Source organism: Oleiphilus sp. HI0080 (genome assembly GCF_001635135.1).
The window spans coordinates 1-325 of the sequence record NZ_LWFU01000190.1 but is presented as its reverse complement, the minus strand read 5'-3'; the positions used below and the strand labels follow the sequence as shown (position 1 = coordinate 325).

At 51.4% G+C, this 325-nt stretch carries 1 protein-coding gene; it reads right to left on the bottom strand.

All coding sequences use genetic code 11. From position 1 onward, the window contains the following. On the bottom strand, positions 1-325 hold a 325-nt coding region (locus A3751_RS02055; RefSeq protein ID WP_304438996.1), incomplete at both ends, for a cation:proton antiporter regulatory subunit.

Sequence of the window (325 nt, the reverse complement as noted above, 5' to 3'; positions counted from 1 at the left end):
TATCTTCCGGCTCTAGTAGCCTGTCTTTTCTGGGGTTAGGGATCACTTTTGCTCCCCTGTAAAGGGTGAGAACGTTCACGTCCTGTTCTTGAAGCTGTGTTTCGAGTATGGTTTTGCCAACAAAATTTGAGCCTTCGGGAATGTAAATTTCACCAACGCCGTAGCCACGACTAACGGTCAACCGTTGACGCACGTCGATTTCCGGGAAATCAACTTGTGCCGCGATGTAGTCGATGATCGCGCCGGCGACATCAAGGCCGGTGCACGTTTCGATACCTTCAAGCCCAGGCGAAGAATTTACCTCCATGATCTGAGGGCCACTCGC